At 71.6% G+C, this 20,443-nt stretch carries 22 protein-coding genes and 1 pseudogene; 16 read left to right on the forward strand and 7 right to left on the reverse strand.

The genetic code is table 11. The annotated features are described in order from the left end of the window. Positions 1-80 precede the first annotated feature (80 nt). On the reverse strand, positions 81-1,436 hold the full coding sequence (locus FLV34_RS14520; protein WP_142646922.1) for a cellulose-binding domain-containing protein: 1,356 nt from the start codon (positions 1,434-1,436) through the stop codon (positions 81-83). A 469-nt stretch (positions 1,437-1,905) separates the two neighbouring features. Between FLV34_RS14520 and FLV34_RS14525 the strand changes: the two genes are divergently transcribed. Together FLV34_RS14525 and FLV34_RS14530 are read left to right on the forward strand one after the other, a co-directional pair. Beyond that, entirely contained in the window at positions 1,906-2,934 is a 1,029-nt protein-coding gene (locus tag FLV34_RS14525) for an ROK family protein (RefSeq protein ID WP_142646921.1), read from the forward strand. 127 nt (positions 2,935-3,061) lie between these two features. Beyond that, positions 3,062-3,409 carry a hypothetical protein gene (locus FLV34_RS14530; protein ID WP_142620331.1) on the forward strand — a complete coding sequence of 116 codons (348 nt, stop codon included), beginning with the start codon at positions 3,062-3,064 and terminating at the stop codon, positions 3,407-3,409. Between the two features lie 2 nt (positions 3,410-3,411). Here the strand turns inward: FLV34_RS14530 and FLV34_RS14535 are convergent, their stop codons facing one another. Continuing rightward, complete coding sequence (locus FLV34_RS14535; RefSeq protein WP_205830081.1) at positions 3,412-4,089, reverse strand: Lrp/AsnC family transcriptional regulator; 678 nt, start codon at positions 4,087-4,089, stop codon at positions 3,412-3,414. Positions 4,090-4,228: 139 nt separating this feature from the next. Between FLV34_RS14535 and FLV34_RS14540 the strand changes: the two genes are divergently transcribed. The 6 genes from FLV34_RS14540 to FLV34_RS14565 are packed head-to-tail and all read left to right on the forward strand — an operon-like array spanning position 4,229 to position 10,489. Then, the gene (locus FLV34_RS14540; RefSeq protein ID WP_142646919.1) at positions 4,229-5,824 is read left to right on the forward strand and encodes an ABC transporter substrate-binding protein; all 1,596 of its coding nucleotides are present in this window, start codon (positions 4,229-4,231) and stop codon (positions 5,822-5,824) included. A 22-nt stretch (positions 5,825-5,846) separates the two neighbouring features. After that, positions 5,847-6,872, forward strand: coding sequence for an ABC transporter permease (locus tag FLV34_RS14545; protein ID WP_260617184.1), 1,026 nt, complete (start codon positions 5,847-5,849; stop codon positions 6,870-6,872). Continuing rightward, entirely contained in the window at positions 6,869-7,744 is an 876-nt protein-coding gene (locus FLV34_RS14550; RefSeq protein WP_260617183.1) for an ABC transporter permease, read from the forward strand. The genes FLV34_RS14545 and FLV34_RS14550 overlap by 4 nt, the downstream gene beginning before the upstream one ends. After that, entirely contained in the window at positions 7,741-8,559 is an 819-nt protein-coding gene (locus FLV34_RS14555; RefSeq protein ID WP_168065791.1) for an ABC transporter ATP-binding protein, read from the forward strand. Before FLV34_RS14550 ends, FLV34_RS14555 begins: the two co-directional genes overlap by 4 nt. Continuing rightward, the gene (locus FLV34_RS14560) at positions 8,556-9,491 is read left to right on the forward strand and encodes an ABC transporter ATP-binding protein (RefSeq protein ID WP_147943339.1); all 936 of its coding nucleotides are present in this window, start codon (positions 8,556-8,558) and stop codon (positions 9,489-9,491) included. Before FLV34_RS14555 ends, FLV34_RS14560 begins: the two co-directional genes overlap by 4 nt. Next, on the forward strand, positions 9,488-10,489 hold the full coding sequence (locus FLV34_RS14565) for a Xaa-Pro peptidase family protein (RefSeq protein ID WP_261985779.1): 1,002 nt from the start codon (positions 9,488-9,490) through the stop codon (positions 10,487-10,489). The genes FLV34_RS14560 and FLV34_RS14565 overlap by 4 nt, the downstream gene beginning before the upstream one ends. A gap of 33 nt (positions 10,490-10,522) precedes the next feature. On the opposite strand, the gene FLV34_RS14570 is transcribed toward FLV34_RS14565, so the two are convergent. Next, positions 10,523-11,107, reverse strand: coding sequence for a DJ-1/PfpI family protein (locus FLV34_RS14570; protein WP_147943340.1), 585 nt, complete (start codon positions 11,105-11,107; stop codon positions 10,523-10,525). Positions 11,108-11,284: 177 nt separating this feature from the next. Between FLV34_RS14570 and FLV34_RS14575 the strand changes: the two genes are divergently transcribed. Together FLV34_RS14575 and FLV34_RS42425 are read left to right on the forward strand one after the other, a co-directional pair. After that, a complete protein-coding gene (locus FLV34_RS14575) occupies positions 11,285-11,950 on the forward strand; it encodes a hypothetical protein (protein WP_142646915.1) in 666 nt (221 codons plus the stop codon). A gap of 715 nt (positions 11,951-12,665) precedes the next feature. Beyond that, positions 12,666-12,791, forward strand: coding sequence for a hypothetical protein (locus tag FLV34_RS42425; protein WP_260617182.1), 126 nt, complete (start codon positions 12,666-12,668; stop codon positions 12,789-12,791). A gap of 543 nt (positions 12,792-13,334) precedes the next feature. On the opposite strand, the gene FLV34_RS14580 is transcribed toward FLV34_RS42425, so the two are convergent. Further along, positions 13,335-13,529 (reverse strand): CsbD family protein, encoded by a 195-nt coding sequence (locus tag FLV34_RS14580; protein WP_142646914.1) that lies wholly within the window; start codon positions 13,527-13,529, stop codon positions 13,335-13,337. A 188-nt stretch (positions 13,530-13,717) separates the two neighbouring features. On the opposite strand from FLV34_RS14580, the gene FLV34_RS14585 reads away from it, so the two are divergent. Both FLV34_RS14585 and FLV34_RS14590 read left to right on the forward strand, forming a co-directional pair. Continuing rightward, positions 13,718-14,191 (forward strand): SPW repeat protein, encoded by a 474-nt coding sequence (locus tag FLV34_RS14585; protein ID WP_142646913.1) that lies wholly within the window; start codon positions 13,718-13,720, stop codon positions 14,189-14,191. Between the two features lie 163 nt (positions 14,192-14,354). After that, on the forward strand, positions 14,355-15,317 hold the full coding sequence (locus FLV34_RS14590) for a glutathione S-transferase family protein (protein ID WP_147943341.1): 963 nt from the start codon (positions 14,355-14,357) through the stop codon (positions 15,315-15,317). Positions 15,318-15,524: 207 nt separating this feature from the next. Here FLV34_RS14590 and FLV34_RS42430 read toward each other — a convergent pair. Further along, positions 15,525-15,740, reverse strand: a pseudogene (locus FLV34_RS42430) (aminotransferase); the annotation flags it as partial. Between the two features lie 266 nt (positions 15,741-16,006). Here FLV34_RS42430 and FLV34_RS14600 point away from each other — a divergent pair. The 3 genes from FLV34_RS14600 to FLV34_RS14610 all read left to right on the forward strand — a co-directional run bounded on the left by FLV34_RS14600 (position 16,007) and on the right by FLV34_RS14610 (position 18,249). Beyond that, positions 16,007-16,315, forward strand: a complete 309-nt coding sequence (locus FLV34_RS14600; protein ID WP_142646911.1) for a helix-turn-helix domain-containing protein — start codon at positions 16,007-16,009, stop codon at positions 16,313-16,315. A gap of 166 nt (positions 16,316-16,481) precedes the next feature. Further along, a complete protein-coding gene (locus FLV34_RS14605) occupies positions 16,482-17,450 on the forward strand; it encodes a TerC family protein (RefSeq protein ID WP_142646910.1) in 969 nt (322 codons plus the stop codon). Between the two features lie 151 nt (positions 17,451-17,601). Beyond that, entirely contained in the window at positions 17,602-18,249 is a 648-nt protein-coding gene (locus FLV34_RS14610; protein WP_142646909.1) for a 4'-phosphopantetheinyl transferase, read from the forward strand. A gap of 194 nt (positions 18,250-18,443) precedes the next feature. Here the strand turns inward: FLV34_RS14610 and FLV34_RS14615 are convergent, their stop codons facing one another. Together FLV34_RS14615 and FLV34_RS14620 are read right to left on the reverse strand one after the other, a co-directional pair. Continuing rightward, positions 18,444-18,602, reverse strand: coding sequence for a hypothetical protein (locus tag FLV34_RS14615; RefSeq protein WP_222709508.1), 159 nt, complete (start codon positions 18,600-18,602; stop codon positions 18,444-18,446). A 167-nt stretch (positions 18,603-18,769) separates the two neighbouring features. Further along, positions 18,770-19,213, reverse strand: coding sequence for an ester cyclase (locus FLV34_RS14620; protein ID WP_205830058.1), 444 nt, complete (start codon positions 19,211-19,213; stop codon positions 18,770-18,772). A gap of 288 nt (positions 19,214-19,501) precedes the next feature. Here FLV34_RS14620 and FLV34_RS14625 point away from each other — a divergent pair, with 288 nt between their 5' ends. Beyond that, entirely contained in the window at positions 19,502-20,416 is a 915-nt protein-coding gene (locus FLV34_RS14625) for an SMP-30/gluconolactonase/LRE family protein (RefSeq protein WP_147943342.1), read from the forward strand. Positions 20,417-20,443 lie beyond the last annotated feature (27 nt).

The following is a 20,443-nucleotide window of genomic DNA, read 5'->3' on the forward strand; positions in this document are numbered from 1 at the left end:
GGCGCCGGACGAAACGGGACCACGGTCGAGCGTGACCGCACAGGGCGGACACCCGGCTATCTACCCCTGACGAGCGCTGATCAGCAGCCGACCGGGCTCGACCCCAGCGCCACGTCGTCGTACCAGATGGTGTCGGAGTCGCTGCCGTAGCTCTCCCAGCCCAGGCGGAACGTCGTGGGCCGGGGCGCGGTGGAGCGGCGGAGCCACTGGGCGTCGATGTCGGTGGTCGGCGTGCCGTCCACCCGCAGGCCCGCGATCTCCTGGTCGTCCAGGTACGTACGCATGGACTGCTGCGTGGTGTCGATCTGGAAGCGCAGGCAGACCCAGCGGTTGACGGGCAGCGGGGAGCTCAGCGCGACGCCGGAGGGGCTCTGCTCGGGCAGCGTGGCGTCGTCGGACTCCCGGTTCCACTGGAGCGCGCCGTTCTGGCCGCCGATGCGCAGGTCCCTGCCGCCGTCCCTGGAGTCCGACATCGTGATCATCGAGACGTGGCCCGTGGGGAGCGCGGTCGTGTGGCGCACCCACATGCGGCCGTACACCACGGGCGCGATGCCGGAGACGTCCTTGGTGGTCGCGGCGAAGATGTGGTTGCAGTAGTTGCCGCCGCCGTTGATCCGCAGCGACTTGCCGCCGCTGTGCACGGTGGCGGTGTCGATCGTGGCGGTGCCGGTGCCCGAGCAGTTCGGGGTGGTCACCTGCCACTCACCCGACGGCGTGCCCGACTGGTCCTCGAAGCCGGTGCAGACGACCAGCCCGGTCCCCGAGCAGCCGGACGGCGTGGGCGTCACCGACGGGCTGGGCGAGGGAGACGGCGAAGGGGACGGCGACGGCGAGTGGTCCACCGTGGGCGACGGCGACGGCGACGGCGAGGGGGAAGGAGAGGGGGAAGGAGACGGGGACGGCGAGGGGGAAAGAGACGGAGACGGAGACGGGGACGGCGAGTGGTCCACGATCACCGACGGCGAGGGGGACGGGGAGGCGACGCCGCCGCACGGCACGCCGTTCAGCGACCAGTCGGAAGGCGTCGTGAGGCTGCTCGACCAGGTGCCCTGGAACCCGAAGTCGGCGACGCCGCCCGTCGCCAGCGAGCCGTTCCACGCGGCATTGGTCGCGGTCACGGTCGTGCCCGACTGGCTGACCTGGGCGCTCCAGGCGTTGGTGATCTGCTCGCCGGTGCCCGCCGTCCAGCGCAGCGTCCATCCGCTGACCGCCGGGCCGAGGTTGGTGAGCCGCACCGAGGCGGTGAAGCCGCCGGGCCACTGGTTGGTCGTGTAGTCCACACTGCAGACGGGAGCCGCGGTGGCGGTGCCGGGCACCAGCACGACCACCAGGCCGGCGACCAGCGCGGCCAGGGCCGCGACCACGCGCGCCACCGGAGAGCCCGGCAGGCCGCGGGCCGCGAGGCGATGCCCTCGGACGGGACGGAACTGCTTCATGCGTACCTCGATTTCTGCGCATCTGCTCGTTCGGCACGCCACCCCGCTCGCGCGCCGCGCCTCCTCACCGAGACGGGCGCCGGGCGAGCACCGGCGAACACGGGCAGGCGCGGGCACGCACGGACAGGCGAGGGTAGGCGCGCTCCCGCTCGGGGCCGCGGCCACTGGGACAGATGGGTCGCGACGCTGCGGCCCCCGGACGCAGATGTTTTCTCCGGGTCGCGGAACCGGTCAACGGACCCCGCCGCTCCCGGACCGGGCCCGCCCCGGCGGCGGCGACGCCCGCGCAGCTCAGGGGCACGACACGGGCCGCGGACGGCCGCGCCCGGGTGACGGCGCGAACTGAATCTTTCACCCTGGGCACCCGCGTGCCCGGGCCGCCCGGGTTGTTACGAGGGGACCGGTGCCCCGCGCGCCCGACTCTCGTAGTCTTCGCACTGAAACGCGCGAACGCAAAGGACAACCCCCAATGGCAGATACAGGGTCCTGGGTCGTCGTCGGGCTCGACAACGGCGGCACAAGCAACAACGCGACCGTTCTGGACGCCTCAGGGCGGTTCCTGGTGGACCGGCTGGTCGAGACCCCCAGCCTCGTGCGGGAGGGTCCCGAGGTCGCGGTCGAGCAGCTCCTGCTCGCCCTCGACAACGTGCTGGAGCTGACCGGCACGCCGCGCTCCGCCGTACGCGCTGTGGGCCTGGACACCCCGGGCCCGGCCAGCGCCGACGGGGTGATCTCCTCGAAGGGCGCGACCAACTTCGTCGATCCGGGCTGGTTCGGCTTCGACTTCCGGGGAGCCCTGGAGTCGCGGCTGGGGCTGCCGGTCGTCTACAACAACGACGGCAACGCCGCGGCGCTCTACTCCCACCACGTACGCTTCGGGCCGGACGCCTGGCAGCACTCGTCGGTGTCGGCGATCGTCGGCACCGGGCTCGGGGGCGGCGTCATCCAGTCGGGACACGTGGTGAAGGGCGCCGCCGGGATGGCCGGCGAGCTCGGCCACGTCCACATCCCGCTGCAGGGCCTGCTGGAGGACGGCCAGCCGCTCCCCGAGTGCAACTGCGGCTTCGTCGGGGACGCCGAGAGCGTCGCCTCGCTGACCGGCATCGAGAAGAACCTGCTGCCCTACTGGCTGACCCGCTTCCCCGACCACGAGCTGCACAAGGTCGAGCCCGTCGGGAAGGCCGCCAAGCTGCTGCGCGGCTACGCCGAGAACGGCGACCCGCTCGCGCTCAAGGTCTTCGAGCAGCAGGCCATGGCCATCGGCAGGCTGTTCACGATCGCGGCCAACTTCACCGACCCGGACGCGTACTTCCTGGGCGGCGGGGTGGTCGAGGCGGCCCCGCACTTCCGCGAGTGGTTCCTGGAGAAGGTCCGCGAGCACACCCTGCTGCGCGAGGAGCAGCGGCGGGTGGCCTCGGTGACGCTCGTCGAGGACCTCGACATGGCCGGCGCCCGGGGCGCGGCGCTCGCCGCCCTCGCCGAGATCGTCGGCCGCTGACACCTGTCCGCGGCCCGGCCCGGTCACGGCGGGTGATCTGGACGGATCACCCGCCAGGACGGGGTCCGGCGGACGGAACGTCCAGAGCGGGTTGCGAATCTCGTTCGGTTCGGCACGATGCGGACTCGTGAACGACACAGACCTGCTCAACGGCCGCCGCTTCGTCATGGTCAGCTCCACGGCCAGCGTGGTGGACGCCGACGCGCCGACCGAGTTCGCCTACGAGGAGTCGGGCGGCGTCATCTGGGGGCATTACACGGGCGACACCGTGGTCCACGGCCGGTTCGTCGGCACGCGGGACAGCGACCGCATCGAGCTGTCCTACGTCCACCTGCTGAAGACCGGCGAGCGCGCGAGCGGCCGCAGCGTCAGCCGCATCGAAACGGCCGAGGACGGCCGGCTGCGCCTGGTGGAGGAGTTCCAGTTCGAGGGCGACGACGCCACCCACGTCAGCGTCTGCGCCGAGGTGGCCTGACCCTACGTTTCGTCGCGCAGCGCGGCGCGGCCCTCGGCCGCGCCGACGAAGCGCATCTTGCCGAGCGGCAGCCCCTGCCCCTGCCCCTGGCCTGGCCCCGGCCCCTGCTCGGGCTCCGGGGAGGCCGAGGGCGTGGGCCGCCGCGCGGCGCCCCTGCCCCGGTCGCGCTCCCGGTCGCTCGGCAGCACGTACGGCCGCCTGAGCACCTCGTCGAGGATGAACACGGTCTCGGTGGCCTTGACGGCGGGGATGTTGGCCAGGCGTTCGGTGACCATCGCGTGCACCTCGGCCACGTCGGCCATCCGCACCTGGATCATGGCGTCGTGCTGGCCGGTGGTGATGGCGCAGTACTCCACCTCCGGCATCTGCGCGAGCTGGGCGCGGAACTGCCGCCACATCTGCTGGCGCACGGTCACGAAGATCAGCGCGACGATGCCGAGACCGGCCCGCTGGTGGTCGATCTCGGCCGTGAAGCGCTTGATCACACCGTCGGCGCGCAGCGCCTCGAAGCGTGTGTAGGCGTTGGCCCGGGAGATCCCCACGCGCTCGGCGAGCGCGGAGACCGAGACCCGCCCGTTCTCCCTGAGCACCTCGAGGATCTTCAGATGGGTGGCGTCCAGCTCCAGGCCGATGCCGATCCGTCCAGTGGCGCCGCCCCCGGACCCCGAGTTGCTTGACATTTCGGTCACCGCTTCATCCTCCGTGGGAGATTCGTCTCGGCTTGGCCGCACGAGCTGGACTTTCTGCCGGACAATCCTGGACGATCGGCGACCAAACGTCCATACGGCCAAGAGTTGGCCTGTTTTCGGAGGACACATAATGACGACCCGTTCGTGGCAGGTGAGGGCCGGCCTGCTCCCGGTTGTGCTCACCGGCGCCCTCGCCCTCGCGGCCTGCTCCGGCGGCGGCTCGTCCAGCAGCACCCCCAGCGGCGCCGCGGGCAAGACGCTCGTGATAGACACCTCGTTCGACCTCAAGACGGCGGACCCGGGACGGACCTACGAGCCGACCGGCCTGATCGTCGACAAGGCGACCTACGACACGCTTCTCACGTTCGACGGCTCCGACGTCACCAAGCCGGTGCCGTCGCTCGCCGAGTCGTACGAACTGTCGCCCGACGGCAAGACGCTCACGCTCAAGCTGCGGCAGGGCGCGAAGTTCGCCGACGGCTCCCCGGTGACCGCCGACGACGTGGTGTTCTCGCTCACCCGCGTGCGCGACATGAAGGGCACGCCGTCGTTCCTGCTCGACGGCGTGGAGATCGCCAAGACCGACGACTCGACCATCACGCTGACGTCGAAGACCTCCAACCCGGCGCTGCCGTACATCCTGCCCAACCCCGCCCTCGGCATCCTCAACTCGAAGGCGGCCAAGGAGCACGGGGCGACCGACGACCCGGGCGACAAGGCAGAGCAGTACCTCAACTCCACCTCGGCGGGCTCGGGGCCGTACACGATCGAGTCGTTCAACGTGAGCAGCCAGGTCGTGCTGAAGGCGAACGCGAACTACTGGGGCACGAAGAAGCCCTATTACGACAAGGTGGTCATCCGCAACGTCGAGTCGGCCACGCAGAAGCTCAACGTGCAGCGCGGCGACAGCCAGGTGGCGCTGAACCTGTCCGGCGACCAGGTGGCCGGCATCTCCGGCGGCCTGCAGGTCGACCGGACCACCTCGGCGTACGTGTTCTTCCTGCTCGCCAACCAGGACTCGGGCGTCAGCAAGGTCACCTCCAACCCCAAGTTCGTCGAGGCGGTGCGCAAGGGCATCGACTATCAGGGGCTGCTCGAGCTGGCCGGCGAGGGCTCGACGCAGGCATCGGGCATCATCCCGTCGATGTTCCTCGGCGCGCTGCCCGCCGACCAGGCGGCCACGCGCGACGTCGAGGGCGCCAAGGCGGCGCTCGCCGCGAGCGGCGTGACCGACCCCACGGTCAAGCTGGAGTATCCCAGCGAGCTGACCGTGAACGGCCTGTCCTTCCAGCCGCTGGCCGAGCGTATCCAGGCCAACCTCAAGGAGGTCGGCATCAACGTCGAGCTGACCCCCGCCCCGGTCACCACCGCCCTGGACAACTACCGCAACGGCAAGGAGGAGCTGGGCCTGTGGTACTGGGGCCCCGACTTCCCCGACCCCAGCAACTACCTGTCGTTCGCCCCGGGCAAGCTGGTCGGCCTGCGGGCCGGATGGAAGGCGGGCGCGGACAAGGACGTCGAGGCCGCCGCCGACAAGGCCGCCGCCGCGGTGAGCGACGACGACCGCAAGCAGGCGTACACCGACTTCCAGCAGAAGCTCAACGCGACCGGCCCGTTCATGCCGCTGATCCAGCCCGGCCAGAACATCGTGACGGCGGCGTCCGTCACCGGTGTGGCGTACCACCCCGTGTGGACGATCAATGTCGCCGACCTCGGCGCCAAGTAGACGCCGTACGGGGAACCGGGCGGTGCGCAGTCCGCTCGCCCGGTTCCTGGTGCGGCGCGTCCTCACGGCGGTGCTGCTGGCGCTGGGCATCACGCTGGTCACCTTCGTGCTGACCAACCTGGTGCCCGGCGACCCGGTCGCGGCCAACCTCGGCCAGCGGGCGCTCGGCGACCCGGCGATCGTGGCCCAGTGGCGCGCCGATCACGGCCTCGACCGGCCGCTGCCGCAGCAATACCTGCTGCACCTCGAAGGGCTGCTGCACGGCGACCTCGGGACGAGCCAGCAGAGCCACCGCCCGGTGCTCGACGACCTCTCCGAGGCGGTGCCGGCCACGCTGGAGCTGGCCGGGGCCGCGATCCTCGTCTCGCTGATCCTCGGCGTGGGATTCGGCGTGATCGCGGCGCTGCGCCGCGACCGGATCTCCGACCACGTGCTGCGGGTGCTCAGCCTCATCGGCATCTCGGTGCCGACGTTCTGGCTGGCGCTCGTGGCGTTCTACGTGTTCTTCTTCCGGCTCCAGATCACCCCGGGCAGCGGCCGCATCGATCCCGGGATGACCCCGCCGCCGCAGGTCACCGGCCTCTACACGGTCGACGCCCTACTGTCCGGCCAGTGGGACGTGTTCTCCTCGGCGGTCGGCCACCTGGCCGCGCCGGCGCTCGTGCTGGCCCTCTACACGATCGGCCTGCTCACGCGGTTCACCCGCTCGGCCGTGCTGGAGGTGCTCGGGCAGGACTACGTGCGCGCCGCCCGCGCCAAGGGCCTGCCCGGCCGGGTGGTGCTGTTCCGCTATGTGCTGCGCCCCGCGCTGGTGCCGGTCATCACCGTGGCCGGCCTGGCGTTCGGCAGCCTGCTGTCCGGCACCGTGCTGGTGGAGGCCGTCTTCGCCTGGCCGGGCGTCGGCCAGTACGCCTACAAGAGCGCGACCACCCTCGACCTGCCCGCCGTCATGGGCGTCGGCCTCGTGGTGGGCGTGGTCTACCTTGTCATCAACCTGGTCGTCGACGTGCTGTACGGCGTCATCGACCCGAGAGTGAGGGTCTCGTGAAGCGCGCCGGCCTGTTCGCGCGCACCCGCGCGAGCCGGCTCCCGCAGGCGTGGCGGCGTCCGCTGGCGGTCGTCGGCACCGTCGTCGCGGTGGTCTGGATCGTGGTCGCGCTGGCCGCGCCGGTGCTCGCGCCGCACGACCCGCTGGCGCAGGAGCTGCCCCGGCTCGCACCGCCCGGCCCCGGCCACTGGCTCGGCACCGACCAGCTCGGCCGTGACATCCTCAGCCGGATCATGTACGGAGCACGGGTGTCCATCCCGCTGACGCTGCTGCTGGTGGCGCTGTCGGTGGTGATCGGGGGCCTGCTCGGCGCCTGCGCGGGCTATTTCGGCCGGTGGGTGGACGAGACGATCATGCGCCTGGCCGACCTCGTGTTCGCCTTCCCCACCGTCATCCTCGCGATGGTCGTCGCCGCCGCCCTGGGCGCGAGCCTCGGCAACGCGGTGCTCGCCGTGCTCGTCGTCGCCTGGCCGGCGTACGCACGGGTCACCCGCGGCCTCGTGCTCGGCGTACGGGAGCGGGAGTTCGTGCTGAGCGGCAGGCTGCTGGGCTTTTCCGCCTGGCGGTCGCTGCGGGTGGACGTGCTGCCCAACGTCACCGGGCCCGTGCTGGTGCTCGCCACCCTCGACATCGGCACCGCGCTGCTGCTGCTGTCGGGCCTGTCGTTCCTCGGGCTCGGCGCCAAGCCGCCGTCGCCCGAGTGGGGCGCGATGGTCGCCGGAGGGGTGGAGGTCTTCGACAGCTGGTGGGTCGCGACGTTCCCCGGGCTCGCGATCCTCACGGTCGTCCTCGCGTTCAACTTCCTCGGCGACACGCTGCGCGACGCGCTCGACCCGCGTACCGCCCGGGCGATCAAGGAGCGTGCACTGTGACTGCCGCATCGAAGACGGCGGCACCGAAGAAGGCGGCGCTGACGATCGAAGGGCTGCGGGTCTCGATCGGCGGCCACGACGTCCTGCACGGCGTCGACCTGACCCTGGAGGCAGGCCGCGTGCACGGCCTCGCCGGCGAGAGCGGCTCGGGCAAGACCATGACCGGGCTCGCCGTGCTCGGCCTGCTCCCCCACGGCTCCCGCGCGTCGGGACGGATCGCCTTCGGCGGCCGTGACCTGCTGGAGATGCCCGCCCGCGAGCTCAACGAGGTGCGCGGCGCGAAGATCGCCATGGTCTTCCAGGACCCGGCGACCAGCCTGCACCCGATGCTGACGGTGGAGCGGCAGCTCACCGAGCACATGCGCCATCACCTGGGCGTCGGCAGGAAGGATGCGCGGGAGCGGGCCGCCGGTCTGCTCGCCAAGGTGCGCATCCCGGGCCCCGAGGAGGCGCTGAAGCGCTACCCGCACCAGTTCTCCGGCGGCATGCGGCAGCGCATCGCCATCGCCGTCGCGCTGGCCTGCGAGCCCGAGGTGCTCATCGCCGACGAGCCGACGACCGCGCTCGACGTCACCGTGCAGGCCGGAATCCTGCGCCTGCTGCGTGGCCTGTGCGACGACCTCGGCCTCGCCGTCCTGCTCGTCACCCATGACCTCGGCGTGATGTCGGCGGTCGCCGACGAGGTGAGCGTGATGAAGGACGGGCTGGTCGTGGAGACCGGCCCGCGCGGCCGGGTGCTCCGCGAGCCGAGCCACCCCTACACCCGTTCGCTGCTCGACGCCCTGCCCGTGCCGCCCGCGGAGGAGTCACGATGACCACCCCCCTGTTGTCCGTGGAGGACCTGGTCGTGGAGCACCGCACGCCGGGCCGCCCGGTCGTGCGAGCGGTGGCCGGGGCCAGCCTGCACGTCGCCGCCGGCGAGGTCGTCGGCCTGGTCGGCGAGTCCGGATGCGGCAAGTCCACCCTGGCCAGGGCGGTGTGCGGGCTGCACGGCGCGGCCTCCGGACGGATCCGCGTCGGCGGGCGGCCGGTGACGCCCCTCGGGCTGCGCCGCAGGGACCCCGCGCTCACCGGCGTGCAGATGGTGTTCCAGGATCCGTACTCCTCGCTGAACCCGCGCCGCCGCGTCGGCGCGCAGATCGCCGACGGGCTGCGGACCGCGGGCGACACCGCGGCCAGCCCCGCCGACCTGCTCGAACGGGTCGGGCTGCCGCGCGACTTCGCCGGCCGATATCCGCACGAGTTCTCCGGCGGGCAGCGGCAGCGCGTCGCGATCGCGCGGGCGCTCGCCGCCCGGCCGTCGCTGCTGATCGGGGCCGAGCCGATCTCGGCACTGGACGCCTCCGCCCAGGCGCAGGTGGCCCGGCTGATGCGCGACCTCGCCGTGGAGTCCGGCGCGGGCCTGCTGTTCATCAGCCACGACCTGTCCGTCGTACGGCTGATCGCCGACCGGATCGCGGTCATGTACCTCGGCAAGGTGGTGGAGACCGGGCCGACCGCCGAGGTGTGGGCCGACCCCCGGCACCCGTACACGCGGGCGCTGCTCGCCGCGATCCCCTCCCCCGACGGCGCGGGCGTGCTGCCCGCCGAGCTGCCGGGGGACGTGCCCGACCCCGCCGATCCCCCGGCGGGCTGCCGGTTCCATCCCCGCTGCCCGCTGGCCATGGACGTGTGCCGGGAGAAGGAACCGGACTTCGGGCCGGTGGCCTGCTGGCTGCACGCGCCGGAGCCGTCCCCCGCGTCATGATCGACCCGCTCATGCTGGAGGACGTACGCGCGGGGATGACCGGGGCGGGGGTCGACGCCCTCGTGCTGCGGCCCTCCCCGGACTTCCGCTACCTGCGGGCGGGCCCGCCGGCGGGCGCGGACGGCGAGAGTTACCTCGTGGTGGCGCTCGACGGGCCGCCCGCCCAGGCCGGCGACCCCGCGCAGGCGGCGGCCCTCGTGCCGCCGTCGGCCCGCCGTGTGGCGGTGGACCCGCAGATGCCCGCCGCCGAGCTGTTCGCGCTGCGCCTCGACGCGGAGCTCGTGCTGGCCTCTGCCGTGCTCGCGCCGCTCCGCCTGCGCAAGCGGGCCGACGAGGTGGCCGCGATGCGGCACGCCGCCGCGGCGGCCGACGCCGTGCTGCTCGCCGCCTGCGAGCCGGCCTGGTTCGGCGCCACCGAGCTGGGGATGGCACGCAGGCTGCGGGCGATGCTCGCCGAGACCGGCTGCGAGGGAACGCCCTCCGTGCTCGTCGCGGCGGGCGAGCACTCCGCCGAGCCGCGCCACCGGCCGTGCGAACGGGTGATCAACCCCGGCGACGCGCTGCTCGTCTCGATCGGCGGACGCTGGAACGGCTACTGCGCCGAGGTCGCCCGGGTCTTCGCGGTCGCCGAGCCGCCGGAGGACTTCGACGCCATGTATTCGGTCGTCCTCGCCGCGCAGCGGGCCGCCGTCGACCTCGTACGCCCCGGGGTGGCGTGCGCCGAGGCCGCGGCCGTCGCCCGCGAGGTCATCGACGGCAGCGGCTACGGCGACTACGCCGCCGCCCGCGCCGGCCGGGGCATCGGGCTGAGCCCGGCCGAGGGGCCCTGGCTGGCGGCCGGGGAGAGGTTCGAGCCCGGGATGACCGTCTGCCTGGAGCCCGCCATCTATCTGCCCGAGCTCTTCGGCGCCCGCGTGGCCGACGTGGTCGTGTGCGGCGAGGACGGCCCGGAGCTGCTCAGCACCGGCTCCCGCGCGCTCCACGTCCTCGACCGGTAGACCGGCTCACCCGGGGGATCGCCGGGCGGGCCGTCAGACGGGGGGCTCGGGGTCGTACTGCATGTGCCGGCGCACCTCGCGGGCCCGGTCGGCCCCCGCGAGCCGTGCCACCAGGTGGAGCGCCATGTCGATGCCCGCCGACACCCCGGACGAGGTGACGACGTCGCCGTCGTCGACGAAGCGGTCCTCGCGACGGATGTCGATGGTCGGGTCGAGCTCGGCGAGCAGGTCGAGGGCGCCCCAGTGCGTGGTCGCCGGGCGGCCCGCCAGCAGCCCGGCCGCGGCGAAGACGAGCGACCCCGTGCAGACGCTGGTCATCAGCGGCACGCGTCCGCGCAGGTCCCGCACCCAGGCGAGGTGGTCGGGGTCCTTCAGCTGGGGACGGGTCCCCGCGCCGCCCGGGTGCAGGAAGACGTCCAGGTGACCGACGTCGGCCGCCGACCTGTCGGCGTGCAGCGTCAGCCCCTTCGACGCCCGTACGGCTCCCGCCTCGGGCGCGAAGGCGACGACCTCCGCCTCGTCGGGGCGCAGTTTCGCCCAAACGCCGAAGACCTCCCAGGGGCCCACCGCGTCGAGTTCCTCCACCTGGTCGAACAGCAAGATCCCAATCCGTGTCATGCCGCCATCCTCGCGCAGGGGGCGTACGGAGACGAAAGCACCGGCAAGACTGGGCAAATAGTCGCTATCAGCACCAGCAACCCCAGGAGGCTCGATAGAGGATAGAAAGGTCATTTTCCCGAAGCTCTCGCGGGTCGGGCAGCGATCCGCGTCGGGACACGTCATCGGGGAGGATCCATGACCACGACCGAGGCGACGCCGGGCACGAGCAGGGCGGGCACGACCACGACCGGCACGACCACGACCGGCACGACGACCGCCCGGGGCCGGACGACCCGCGCCCGGACGACGACCACGCGGCCCACGACCACGCGAACCACGCCCACTCCGGCTCCGCGCGCCGGCAAGAGCATGGAGATGAAAGAGGAGCACCGGCCCCAGCTGAACCTGAACCTGCCGTTCATGCGCGTTCAGTTCCGGGCGCCCGAGATGCACCTGCCGCACGTGGGCATGCCGCACATCAGCGGCCGCGACGTCGGGCACGCCATGGACGTCGCCCGCACGTTCCTGCCGCCGCCGGAGCGGATCATGTACTACGGCGGGCTCGGCGCGCTGGCCGCGCTCGGCATCCTGGAGTGGCCGGTGGCGGCGGCGATCGGCGCGGGCACGATGATCGCCCAGCGCGCCAGGGGACGGGAGCAGCGCTGGTCACCGTTCGGCACCGCACAGAAGGAGACCCGCGGGCGGACCACGCCGAGAACGGCTGCAACCGGGGCCGGAGCCATGCCGGAGCCGGCGACGCCGGCAGCCCGGACGGCCGGGCGGAGAAGCACCACGGCCAAGGGCGAGGCGAAGACTCCCGCCACCACCACCGCCCGGCGCACCAGGGCCGGCGCCAAGTAACGCGGGGCGCCTCGCGCGGTCCGCGCCCGCGGCACCGCGCGATCGGCGTGTGCTCGGCGCGCGCGATCATCGGCACGTTGTCACCGCACGATCGGACGCTGCGGCGCGCGCCCGAGGGACATGAGGCGGCATTCGGCGACATCCGTAGATATGCGGCGGCATCCGGCCGGACGGCCGGCGGGCGAGCAACAGGCGAGCGGTGCCGGCCGCTGCGCGGCGACCGGCACGGCCGACACGGGTCGGCCGGTGAACGATCCACGCGCGTGCCTTACCCGCGAACGCGAGGGACCCACGCGCCCGGCTGATCCGCATGCGCGATTGATCGGCGCATGGCCGACCACGGGTGACCGACCCGCGCCTGACCGACCCGCGCCTGACTGATCCTCGCGTGAGTCATGCCGCGCATGAGCGGTCCGCACCGCGACGGACCCGCGCTCAGAGGCACCGGCGCCTGAGCGATGCACGCGATGAGCGACCCGAGCGCGTGCATGATGGGGCACGCTCCGGGCCCTGTCGCGGCCCGCGCGGGGGCCGTATCACGCCCGGGACTTCATGGTCGGCTTCATGATCGGGGACAACGGCGGATGCGCGTGATCGGGACGTGTATCCGCAACGGTCATCGACCGTTCACCGAACGGTAACCTGAACTACGCCGTTTTGGGAGGTTGGTGCGTCACTCTTCCCTAGAAGCCGATTTGTCCTACCGAGGTGTGAAGTGTCTGAGTTCCTCGCCGCCGTACTCTCCCGGGCGGCCATCATGGTCCTGGAGGCGCTGCTCGTGCGTCTCTTCCAGGCTCTTCTGACATCGACCTTCCGCATGCCGATGCCGCAGGCGGCCTGACCGGAGGCGTCCGCCATCGTCGCGGGCCGGCGCCGACCGGCCCGAAAACACGGGCCTTCCCCGGGACGACGCCCGTCGAGCCAGGCGAACAGCCCGGTGACCAACCCGGGGCGGACAGCCGGCGACCAGCCGGCGACCAGCCGACGATCAGACGACGATCAGACCGGCGAACAGCCGCTTGACTCGCCCCGCGAAGCCATCGCATCCCGCCGCCCGCCATCCCTGCGCTCGCGGATCGCTACGCTCCGCCACCTGCCGCTGCGTCCTGCCATCGGCCGAGCCCTGCCGACTGCTTCGCCCCGGTCGTCTGTTGCCGGGCTGCGATCGTCGCGCCAGGTGAACACCCGGTGAACGCGGAAGCCGGCCCCCCTTGGGGAGCCGGCCGTTCTCCACACCATCACGCACACCATCCGGCGGGGACGGGAGCGCCGGGAGATCATCCCCGGCTCGGCGGCCCCTCGCCCCCGGCGACGGTTGCCCACCCCTTCGTACGGGCCCCGTGGCGGCCTGTCGCCTCCAGCGGGATCGTCGCCCCGGCGCGGGTCAGTCCTTGATGGAGTCCTTCACCTTGCCGGCGGCGTCCTTGATCTTCTCGCCGGCCTGCTTCATGTGGCTCTCGGACTGGTCGGCCCGGCCCTCGGCCTCAAGGCTCTCGTTGTCGGTGACCTTGCCGAGCCCCTCCTTGGCCTTGCCGACGACCTCTTCCGACTTGTTGCGGAACTTGTCCTCCGTGCTCATCCGGACACTCCTCTCGGTTCCAGAAGCTGACCAACCCCCCCTTTCCCCAGGTGAAGGGGCTAAACGCCGCACGGCGCGCCGCCGCCCACCCCGCAAACACAATCCCACCCAAACGGGAAAAAGTGACGAATCGGGCGTACGCTAGAAATAAGGACTACAGCACACACCTCTGAAGGGTGGTGTGACGTATGACACACGGTGCCGACATCGGGACGCATCCCGACATCATGCAGATGCGCGCTCGTTACGAGGCCGCCGCGGCGAATCCCGCCGCGCAGCTCGCCGATGGTCTCACGCTTCTGAGCGGTATGTATCTAGCGCTCTCACCGTGGATCGTCGGATTCAGCGGCACGCGGACTCCGCTTGCCGTGAACAACCTGATCACCGGCCTGGCCGTGGCGCTCCTGGCGATGGGGTACAGCTCGGCGTTCGGGCGCACCTACGGAATCTCCTGGGTCGCCCCGCTGCTCGGTATCTGGACCATCATCGCCCCCTGGGTGATCCGCGGAGGCATGGCGACCACGTCGACGATCGTCAGCAACGTGATCGTCGGCGCGCTCATCCTGCTCTTCGGCCTGGTGACCATGCGGTTCGGCATGATGGATCGCGGGCGGCCCGGCGGCTTCCGTACGGGATCGGCACATATGGGACCGGCCCACTGACCGGATCCCGAACCCCGGCGGCCTGCCCGCACCGGGCACCCGGCGCACAGGCGCGGCACCGCCGTCCCCGGGACGGCGGGGCCGCCGCGGCCGGCACGATGGCCGTCCTGTCACCGGCTCCCGTTACTCTCGTCTCGTCGGAGACGGAGAGGACGGTGACGGCGTGACGACAACGGCCCCCGTCGCGAGTCCGGTGGACTTCGCGACCTACGGCGACTACGGGATCAAGGCGGCGACGCGGCCGGACGGGTCGTTCGAGCGGCCCGTCTATCGGTTCCGCGACCGCGTGACGGCCGACGGAAGCAGCGGATATCCCGCCGAGCCCGGGCGATATCACCTGTACGTGTCGCTGGCCTGCCCGTGGGCCCACCGCTCGGTCATCGTCCGGGCGCTCCTCGGCCTAGAGGACGTCGTGTCGATGTCCGTGGTCGATCCCGTCCGCGACGGACGCGGGTGGGCGTTCCGCGAGGGCCCGGGCCACGGCCCCGACGAGCTCAACGGCTTCACGCTGCTGCGTGAGGCGTACGAGGCGACCGAGCCCGGCTACGACGGCCACGTGTCGGTGCCCGTGCTGTGGGACCGGCGCACCGGCCGGATCGTCAGCAACAACTTCCCCGACATCAGCCTCGACCTCGGCCAGGCGTTCGCGCGGTGGGCCAGGCCGGGCATCGACCTCTACCCGGAGAACCTCCGGGGTGACATCGACGCGCTCAACGAGCGCGTGTACGCCGACGTCAACAACGGCGTGTACAAGTGCGGCTTCGCCGAGAGCCAGGAGGCGTACGACACGGCCGTGACGACGTTGTTCGCGACGCTCGACGAGCTCGACGAGCGCCTCGCCGGCGGCCGTTACCTGTTCGGCGACCGGCTCACCGAGGCCGACGTCCGCCTGTGGGTCACGCTGGCCCGGTTCGACACGGTCTACGTGACCCACTTCAAGGCGAACATCCGCCGCCTGGCCGACTATCCCAACCTCTGGCGCTACGCCCGGGACCTCTACGCGAACCCGGCCTTCGGCGGCACGACGAACTTCGACCACATCAAGCGGCACTACTACGACACCCACCCGAAGATCAATCCATTTCGGATCGTGCCCGCGGGTCCGGTCATCGACTGGAGCCTGTAGCTCACGCGGAGGGCAGCGCCTCGCACAGCCGGTCGAGCTCGTCCTCGGTGTCGTAGTAGTGCACCGAGGACCGCACGAGCGGGGGCAGATGACGTCGAGCCCGAGGCTCAGCGCGTATTCGGCCGCCACGCCGAGGCCGATCTTGCCGGCCCGCCGGACGGTCCGCAGGAAGGCGATCGCGTTGCCGGCGTACTCGGCCTGCGAGGTGAGGATGCGGTCGCCCGGCTTCCACGGCAGGGAGTAGAAGGCCATGTCCCAGGCGCGGGTGGCGTTCTCGACGAGGGCGATCTCGTCGCGGTCCGCGCCGACGAGCCCGGCCACCGCATCGTAGGTCCGCTCCGACCGGTCGAGGGCGGCGGCGGCCGCCTCGTAGCAGCCGATGCGCTCCTCCAGGCGCAGGTGATCCACCACGGCGTCGGTCACCTGCGCGGCGGCAGGGACGATCCGGCGCTGTTGAGGTGGACGACATGCTCGCATCCCGGCGTGTCCGCCCGCACCTGTCCGACGTCGATGGCCATGTGCAGCCCCCAAAAGACAGCGGAAGCCCTATTCTGTCGGAGATGTTAGCCACTCCACAGGGAGTGATGATCTTCGGCCGACGGCCCGTGGCGCTGCGCGACCCGGGCGGGTGCGGACGTCGGGACGGGACCCGACCTCGGTTTCGTGAATCGTCCATCGCATAATGAGGTATGAGCACCTCCTCCCCTGCGGGCGGCTGGACGTTCCTCACCAACCACGCGCACGTCCTGCTCGCGGTGTCCCGCGATCCCGACGCGCGGTTGCGGGACGTCGCCGAGTCGGTCGGCATCACCGAACGGGCGGCGCAGGCGATCGTCTCGGACCTGGAGGCGGCGGGCTACCTGCGCCGGGAGCGCGTGGGACGGCGCAACCATTACACGATCAACCCTGAGGCCCCGTTCCGTCACCCGGTCGAGCGGCACCGCCACATCGGCGAGTTCCTCGAGCTGTTCGGGTCCACGGTTGACATACGAAGCTGATTTCCTGAATACTTCAACATAGTTCGAGGGGGAGTACCCGGCTTCCTCAGCGTCGTCATCACGGCCGCCGCACAGGGCGTCCCGGCGCGGAGGGTCACCGCTGGCGGTGGCACGGGGAGACCGTCGACCTGCCTAGCCCGCCCACGCGGCGGTGAGGAGGTTGACGATGTCCGTACCCCTGTGGGTCTGGGCCGCGGTCCTGGCGGTCATCCTCGCCATGCTCGCCGTGGACCTGTTCGCCCATCGCCGGGCCCACGTGGTGGGCGTCCGTGAGGCGCTGGGCTGGTCGGGCGTGTGGATCACGCTGGGACTCGGCTTCGGGGCCGTGGTCTGGCTCGTCTGGGGGCCCGAGGCGGGCGGGGAATACCTGGCCGGTTATCTCATCGAGAAATCCCTGGCCGTCGACAACGTCTTCGTGATCGCGCTGCTGTTCTCGTACTTCGCGGTCCCCCGCGAGCTGCAGCATCGCGTGCTGTTCTTCGGCGTGCTCGGCGCGCTGGTCTTCCGCGCGGGGTTCATCGGCGCGGGCGCCGTCCTGCTCGAACACTTCCACTGGATCCTGTACGCCTTCGGGGCGTTCCTGCTCTACACCGGCGTGAAGATGGCCAGGCACTCGGCGATCGAGGTGCACCCCGACCGCAACCTGGTGCTGCGCGCGATGCGCCGGATCGTCCCCGTCACCGGCTCCTACCAGGGCCAGCGGTTCCTCGTACGGCAGGACGCGGACGGGCGGACGGGCGGACGGTGGGCCGCGACGCCGCTGCTGGCCGTCCTGGTCGCGGTGGAGACCAGCGACATCGTCTTCGCCGTCGATTCGATTCCGGCGATCTTCGCCGTGACGTCGGAGCCGTTCCTCGTCTTCACCTCCAACGCGTTCGCGATCCTGGGGCTGCGGGCGATGTACTTCCTGCTGGCCGGGGCCATGCACCGGTTCGGCTATCTGCGGTTCGGCCTCGCGGCGATCCTCGTGTTCGTCGGCGCGAAGATGCTCCTGGCGGACGTGTACAAGATCCCCGTGTGGCTGTCGCTCGTGGTCATCTGCGCCTGCCTCGTGGCCGCCGTGGGCGCGAGCGCGTACCGGAACCGCCGCGAGGAGCGCGCGGGGACGGATCCGGCCGTCCCGGATCGCCGTTAGCGGACGTCCCCCTTCCGTCACCGGCCTCATACTGCCCGGACGGCAGGCCGTACGGCGCCTGAATCGATCTTCCGCTGCGGCGCGGGGATCTGTACTCTCCACACATGGCCGCGGCGGTGGAGGAGATGTCGACGGCGCCGGGGACGGCCGCATGATCGACGAGATCCTGCCCTCGTGGGTGGCGTCGGCCGAGAAGTTCGGCGACGTGCCGGAGGACACGCTGTTCCCGGAGGAGAGACCGCTCATCGCACGTGCCGTCGACCGGCGGCGGCGGGAGTTCGTCACCGGACGCCACTGCGCCCGGCTCGCGCTCGCCCGAATCGGCTTTGCGCCGGTGCCGATCCCGCGCGGCGAGCGAGGCGCCCCGATCTGGCCCGCAGGCACGGTCGGCAGCATCACGCACTGCTCGGGCTATCGCGCGGCGGCCGTCGCCTCCGCCGACGTCGCGCGCGCCGTCGGCATCGACGCGGAACCGCACGAACCCCTCCCGGACGGGGTCCTTCCCACGATCGCCTCCCCCGGGGAGATCGCCGCCCTCCGGGTGATGAGCGACGCGGACGGCGAGGTCTGCTGGGACCGGATCCTGTTCAGCGCCAAGGAGTCGGTCTACAAGGTGTGGTTCCCGCTGACCCGCCGCTGGCTCGACTTCTCCGAGGCGGTCGTGGACATCGAGCCCTCGGGCACGTTCCGCGCCCGGCTCCTGGCCGCGGACCCGGCCGTCGGGACGGACGTCCTGCCGGGCCGGTGGACGGTGCGCGGCGGGCACATCGCGACCTCCATCACCCTCCCCCGGCCCTGACGATCCCGCTATGAAGATACGGCTGTGACGACCTCGCTCTGACGACCCTGTTTTGACCACCCCGCTCTGACGACCCCGCTCTGACGACCCCGCTCTGACGACCCCGCTTTGTGGATCCGCACCTGGCGCGCCCGCGTGGTCTCCTGCCACCGCTCATCGCTCGGCGGTCGCTTCACGGGGTCACTTCACGATGGTCACTTCGCGCGGAAGTAGTGGCCCTTGTCGAGGTCGTCGATCAGCCCCGGCTGCACCGGCTGCCACCCCAGCAGTTCACGGGTCAGTGCGCTCGTCGCCGGGGAGTCGAGCCCGATCATGCCGCCCAGCCAGGAGAAGTGCTCGCCCGCCTCCAGCAATGTCAGTGACTGCCATCAACGTAGCACCGATGTCAGTCACTGTCATCAGCCTAGGAGCCGAGGCATGGGTCGATGGGCCCGTGAACCATGAGCCGGAACGGCGGGCAGACGGCGCGCGCCGGCACGACCCGGTCGCTATGGGGGACGGCAGACCAGGGCCGAGGGCGTCAGGCGACGGCCTCCGGCAGGCAGAGGCCGAGCTGGCTGAAGAGCTCCAACTGGTCGTAATAGTCGCGGTCGCTGACGATCAGCCCGTTCTCGATGGTGCACAACCCCGCGCCGCGGACCGCGATGCGCTGGCCGGTCGCCTCCAGCATCGATCCACCGGGTAGCAGGAGCGGCCCGAGATGCGTACCGGTCATGACGTACTCGGAGACGGCCGAGACGGCCGGATCACACGCGGGGACCTTGCACCACGGTGTGATCTGCAGATCCGGGAAGGCCTGCAGCAGGTGCTCGAAGTACCAGGCGATCTGTTCGCGTCCCTCGGCCGGGCCCACCGGCCCGACATAGACGGCGTCTCGGGCGAAATACTGCATTACCACTTCAATATCGTGATCGTTCAGAGCCGCGATCACCCGATCTTTGACCTCTCGAGCGGTGGCGATCATCTTCGCTCCCCTTGAATGCGACCATCACCGGCTCCTACGACACCACGGTAACGTGGCGCCTTCTGGCGGGCCCATACCGCCGTCGCCTGCAAGACGAACGGCAGGCTCGCGAGCCCGCGTGAGGCCGACCCGCCGTTTCTTCCGCCCGAAAGATCCCGGAGGACCTTTTCTCCCGCCCGAAATCGGCTCTAGTATCCGGAACATGACCTTGCTTCCGCTCGCTCCGCCGCGGGCGGTTCCCGGCGGCCCGCCGTCCGTCCACGCGATCCCCGCCGACCGGGAGGCCTTATGACCAGGCAGTTCGCCGCCACCCGGGCCTCCGGCGAGGTGTACGCCCTCGGGGAGGGCCCCGTGTGGGACCCCGTCAGGCAGCGCCTGCTGTGGGTGGACATCAACGCGGGAGCCGTACACGAGGGACGGCTCGACCCCGAGACCGGCACGATCACCGCCACCGCCGCGCACACCTTCGGCGCGGCGGGCACCGCGGCGGGCAACACGGTGGGCAACACGGTGGGCGCGGTCGCCGTATCCGCCGACGGGCAGCTCGTCGTCGCCGAGCGCGAGGTCCTCACCCGGGTCGACGCCGCGGGCCGCCGCACCGAGCTGGCCCGGGTGCTGCCGCCCGGCGCGCCGAGCCGGCTCAACGACGGCGCCGTGGACCCGGCCGGGCGCTTCCTGATCGGCAGCATGGCGCTGGACGACCGGGAGGGCCAGGAGGTGCTGGCCCGCCTCGACGGCACGGACTGCGTCCTCCTCGATGAGGACCTGACCCTGTCGAACGGCCTGGCCTGGAGCCCCGAGGGCGACCGCCTCTACAGCATCGACAGCACGCCGCACGTGGTGTGGGAGCGTGACTACGACCCGGCCACCGGGCGGACCGGGCCGCGGCGGGAACTGTTCCGGCTCACCGGTGGCATGCCCGACGGAATGTGCGCCGACGCCGAGGGCAACCTGTGGATCGCGTTCTTCGGCGGCGGCCGGGTGGAGTGCCGCGATCCGGGCGGCCGCCTGCTCGCCGTGGTCGAGGTCGGCGCGCCCAACGTCACCTGCCCCGCCTTCGCCGGGCCGGACCTCGACGTCCTCGTCATCACCACGTCCACCAACGACGTCGATGTGGCCGAACACCCCGGGTCCGGGCACCTGTTCACCGCCCGGGTGGGCGTACGCGGCCTGGCGACGCCCTACTGGGCTCCGCCGCGATGACGAATCCTCATCCTTCCCGAGGAGACA

The organism is Microbispora sp. CSR-4, assembly GCF_008033685.1.
GTDB lineage: Bacteria > Actinomycetota > Actinomycetes > Streptosporangiales > Streptosporangiaceae > Microbispora.

Excerpts from the sequence above, each read along its gene's own strand:
- FLV34_RS14520 (WP_142646922.1), bottom strand. The coding sequence starts at position 1,436 with ATGAAGCAGTTCCGTCCCGTCCGAGGGCATCGCCTCGCGGCCCGCGGC.
- FLV34_RS14525 (WP_142646921.1), top strand. The coding sequence starts at position 1,906 with ATGGCAGATACAGGGTCCTGGGTCGTCGTCGGGCTCGACAACGGCGGC.
- FLV34_RS14535 (WP_205830081.1), bottom strand. The coding sequence starts at position 4,089 with ATGTCAAGCAACTCGGGGTCCGGGGGCGGCGCCACTGGACGGATCGGC.
- FLV34_RS14540 (WP_142646919.1), top strand. The coding sequence starts at position 4,229 with ATGACGACCCGTTCGTGGCAGGTGAGGGCCGGCCTGCTCCCGGTTGTG.
- FLV34_RS14560 (WP_147943339.1), top strand. The coding sequence starts at position 8,556 with ATGACCACCCCCCTGTTGTCCGTGGAGGACCTGGTCGTGGAGCACCGC.
- FLV34_RS14565 (WP_261985779.1), top strand. The coding sequence starts at position 9,488 with ATGATCGACCCGCTCATGCTGGAGGACGTACGCGCGGGGATGACCGGG.
- FLV34_RS14570 (WP_147943340.1), bottom strand. The coding sequence starts at position 11,107 with ATGACACGGATTGGGATCTTGCTGTTCGACCAGGTGGAGGAACTCGAC.
- FLV34_RS14575 (WP_142646915.1), top strand. The coding sequence starts at position 11,285 with ATGACCACGACCGAGGCGACGCCGGGCACGAGCAGGGCGGGCACGACC.
- FLV34_RS14580 (WP_142646914.1), bottom strand. The coding sequence starts at position 13,529 with ATGAGCACGGAGGACAAGTTCCGCAACAAGTCGGAAGAGGTCGTCGGC.
- FLV34_RS14585 (WP_142646913.1), top strand. The coding sequence starts at position 13,718 with ATGACACACGGTGCCGACATCGGGACGCATCCCGACATCATGCAGATG.
- FLV34_RS14600 (WP_142646911.1), top strand. The coding sequence starts at position 16,007 with ATGAGCACCTCCTCCCCTGCGGGCGGCTGGACGTTCCTCACCAACCAC.
- FLV34_RS14605 (WP_142646910.1), top strand. The coding sequence starts at position 16,482 with ATGTCCGTACCCCTGTGGGTCTGGGCCGCGGTCCTGGCGGTCATCCTC.
- FLV34_RS14610 (WP_142646909.1), top strand. The coding sequence starts at position 17,602 with ATGATCGACGAGATCCTGCCCTCGTGGGTGGCGTCGGCCGAGAAGTTC.
- FLV34_RS14620 (WP_205830058.1), bottom strand. The coding sequence starts at position 19,213 with ATGATCGCCACCGCTCGAGAGGTCAAAGATCGGGTGATCGCGGCTCTG.
- FLV34_RS14625 (WP_147943342.1), top strand. The coding sequence starts at position 19,502 with ATGACCAGGCAGTTCGCCGCCACCCGGGCCTCCGGCGAGGTGTACGCC.